At 70.4% G+C, this 3,248-nt stretch carries 3 protein-coding genes and 1 pseudogene; 3 read left to right on the top strand and 1 reads right to left on the bottom strand.

Going from position 1 to position 3,248, the window contains the following annotated elements; genetic code table 11:
* On the top strand, positions 1 to 1,630 hold a 1,630-nt coding region (locus tag QZ772_RS01435; RefSeq protein ID WP_295522328.1), incomplete at its 5' end, for a YgiQ family radical SAM protein.
* A 143-nt stretch (positions 1,631 to 1,773) separates the two neighbouring features.
* On the opposite strand, the gene QZ772_RS01430 is transcribed toward QZ772_RS01435, so the two are convergent.
* Positions 1,774 to 2,661 carry a LysR family transcriptional regulator gene (locus QZ772_RS01430; RefSeq protein WP_295522327.1) on the bottom strand — a complete coding sequence of 296 codons (888 nt, stop codon included), beginning with the start codon at positions 2,659 to 2,661 and terminating at the stop codon, positions 1,774 to 1,776.
* Positions 2,662 to 2,731: 70 nt separating this feature from the next.
* Here QZ772_RS01430 and QZ772_RS01425 point away from each other — a divergent pair, with 70 nt between their 5' ends.
* Both QZ772_RS01425 and QZ772_RS01420 read left to right on the top strand, forming a co-directional pair.
* Positions 2,732 to 2,986: a hypothetical protein gene (locus QZ772_RS01425; protein ID WP_295522325.1), complete on the top strand. Its 255-nt coding sequence runs from the start codon at positions 2,732 to 2,734 to the stop codon at positions 2,984 to 2,986.
* Positions 2,987 to 3,067: 81 nt separating this feature from the next.
* Positions 3,068 to 3,248, top strand: a pseudogene (locus QZ772_RS01420) (winged helix-turn-helix domain-containing protein); the annotation flags it as partial.

The raw sequence follows: 3,248 nt of genomic DNA, 5'->3' as shown, positions 1-3,248 counted from the left end.
CCCTCTGGGGGAGGGCAGGGGTGGGGGCGCGGCGAAGCCGCTGGTCTTCGTGCCCAATCCTGCGCTCGCAGCAAAGGCCGCGGGCCCCCACCCCAACCCTCCCCCAGCGGGGGAGGGAGCGAAAGCCAAGGCCCCGCCGCGCGAGAAGACCGTGATCCGCCTGCCCAGCTACGAGCAGGTCAAGTCCGACCCGATCCTCTATGCCCACGCCAACCGCGTGCTGCACCTTGAGACCAACCCGGGCAACGCCCGCGCCCTGGTGCAGGCCCATGGCGAAGGCACCACGGCCCGCGACGTGTGGATCAACCCGCCGCCCATCCCGCTGACCACGGCCGAGATGGACTACGTGTTCGACCTGCCCTATGCCCGCAGCCCGCATCCGCGCTACGCGGACGAGCAGGGCCGCCATGATGGCGCGACCAAGATCCCGGCGTGGGAGATGATCCGCTTCAGCGTGAACATCATGCGCGGCTGCTTCGGCGGCTGCACCTTCTGCTCCATCACCGAGCACGAGGGCCGCATCATCCAGAGCCGCAGCGAGGACTCGATCATTCGCGAGGTCGAGGACATCCGCGACAAGGTCGAAGGCTTCACCGGCGTCATCTCCGACCTGGGCGGCCCGACCGCCAACATGTACCGCCTGGGCTGCCGCAGCCCCGAGATCGAGGCTGCCTGCCGCAAGCCCAGCTGCGTGTACCCGGGCATCTGCCCGAACCTCACCACCGACCACGGCCCGCTGATCCAGATCTACCGCAGGGCCCGGGCGCTGCGCGGCATCAAGAAGATCCTGATCGGCTCGGGTCTGCGCTACGACCTCGCCGTGAAGTCGCCCGAGTACGTCAAGGAGCTGGTGCAGCACCACGTCGGCGGCTACCTCAAGATCGCGCCCGAGCACACAGAGGAGGGCCCGCTCTCCAAGATGATGAAGCCGGGCATCGGCAGCTACGACCGCTTCAAGAGCATGTTCGAGAAGTACAGCGCCGAGGCGGGCAAGAAGCAGTACCTCATCCCGTATTTCATCGCCGCCCACCCGGGCACGCGCGACGAGGACATGATGAACCTGGCGCTATGGCTGAAGAAGAACGGCTTCCGCGCCGACCAGGTGCAGACCTTCTACCCCAGCCCCATGGCCACCGCCACGGCCATGTACCACTCGGGCCGCAACACGCTGACAAAGGTGCGCCGCACCATGCGCGACGAGGCCGAAGAGTCGGTGGACATCGTGCGTGGCGAGAAGCGCCGCCGCCTGCACAAGGCCTTCCTGCGCTACCACGACCCCAACAACTGGCCGCTGCTGCGCGAGGCCCTCAAGGCCATGGGCCGCGCCGACCTGATCGGCAACGGCAAGCACCACCTGATCCCGACCTTCCAGCCGGCGACCGATGGCGGCTACCAGAGTGCGCGGCGCAAGAACTCGACGCCGGCGCCCTCGTCGGCAGCGACGCCATCCAGCGCCCGCCGCGTCGGTGCCGCGCCACGGCCGGGCACTGTGCTGACGCAGCACACGGGCCTGCCGCCGCGGGAGACGGGCAACCGCCCGATGGCGGGCAAGGGCGGTGGCAAGCCGGGTGCGTCGCGCAGCTCGGCTGCCGCTGCTCCCGGACCGCGGTCAGCGCGCCGGCCGCGCTGAGCCGGTCAGCGGGAAGAGTTCACGCTGACCCGGCTTGGCTCGACTCCGCTCCGTCCCACCGTTTCGCGCCTGTGCCTCGTGCCCCGCGCCGCACCTCGCCAAGTTGCCTCGGGTGCTGCCTCTGCACTTGAGCGTGGGTGCGCCTAGGACTTGAACCGCTCGATCACGTCCAGCACCGCCGTCACCGCGGGGTCGGACGTGCCCGCCTGCCGGCTGGCCACCGCCATCGGCCGCATCAACGGCGGCGCCATCGGGCGGATGCACACCTCGGGCGCGTCCGCCAAGTCGGCCACTTCCTCGAAAGGGAGGATGGCCGCGGCCTGCGCGGCGGCGGCCAGGCTCTTGAGCGCGCCGGGATAACTCAGCGCCAGGTAGGGCCGGGGGCTCAGGCCCGCCTGTCCGAACCACCCGGCGATCAGTCCGTGCATCTGCGTGGCCGGCGTGAAGCTGGCCCAGCGACGGCCGGCCAGCCATTCCGGCGTGATGGCCTCCGGTGGTGCCCAGGCAGCGGGCAACAGCACCACCATCGCATCCTGCCGCCAGGGCTGCAGCCGCACCTCGGGCGCGGCCGGCTGGGGGCTGGCGACGATCGCGATGTCCAGCGTGCCGGCCTTCAGTCGTCGCATGGCTTCGGCGGAGCCGACGGCTTCCAGCCGCAGTTCGATGTCGGGGCTCTGGGCATTGAGCTGCTGCAGCATCAGCGGCAGCAACTGGGTGCTCACGCCGGCCGAGACGGCCACCCGCACCATGCCCGCGCGGCCGGCTGCGCGACGGCGCACCCGGTCGACCAGGTCGTCGCCCGCGGCCAGCAGCTTGCGGCCCTCCTGCACCAGCACGGCGCCGGCCGGCGTCAGCTCCGCCTGGCGCCGACCGCGGACGACGAGCAGGGTGTCGAGCCAGCTTTCCAGCTCCTTCACATGCAGGCTGACCGTGGGTGGTGCCAGGTGCAGCGCCTGCGCAGCGGCGGCGAAGGTGCCCAGGTCGGCGATGGCGATCAGGGTCTGCAGCTGGTCGAGGTTCAGTTGACGCATCAGGAATGATGAAGTGAATGCTCAGTAAATTCAACTTTACGCAAGGTTGGCGGAGCGGGAGCATCCGGGCATGTCGATTCCTGATGCTGCCCACCCCGCTGAGTACCCCACCGACGCGCAGCCCGATTCCCCGACGAGGGCCACGGTCGGCACAGGCACCGTGCACTCGCAGGTCGCATGGAAGAGCGGGGCGGAAAAGGTTGGCGAGGAGATCGTTGACGCGGCGCGCACAGCGCGCCGCTTGCTCGACGCGCTGGTGGACCTGCTGGAGCGCGCCGAGGCCCGCATCAGCGCCAACTTCCGCGTGCCGCCGGGTGGCGGCTGATTCCTCCCTCGGCGGCAGGCCCGCCCGGATGGCATGTTGCGCTCCAGCGCACACCCGAGGCGGTGTGCTGGAATCTGTCGGATGCCAGCCGCCGCCCTCAGTCTCGACCACCTGCGCCGCTATGCCATCGCGCGCTCCCTGTTCACGCCGACGACGCTGCCCGCGGCCATCCGCCGGCTGGGCTTCGTGCAGGCCGACCCGATCCGCGCGCCGGCCCGTGCGCAGGACCTGATCCTGCGCCACCGCGTCACCGACTACCGCG

The organism is uncultured Pseudacidovorax sp., from assembly GCF_913773995.1.
In the GTDB taxonomy this organism is placed as follows: Bacteria; Pseudomonadota; Gammaproteobacteria; order Burkholderiales; family Burkholderiaceae_C; genus Xenophilus.
This window is presented reverse-complemented; position numbering and strand designations above follow the sequence as displayed.

Coding starts and splice junctions, on each gene's coding strand:
- QZ772_RS01430 (WP_295522327.1), bottom strand. CDS start 2,661: ATGCGTCAACTGAACCTCGACCAGCTGCAGACCCTGATCGCCATCGCC.
- QZ772_RS01425 (WP_295522325.1), top strand. CDS start 2,732: ATGTCGATTCCTGATGCTGCCCACCCCGCTGAGTACCCCACCGACGCG.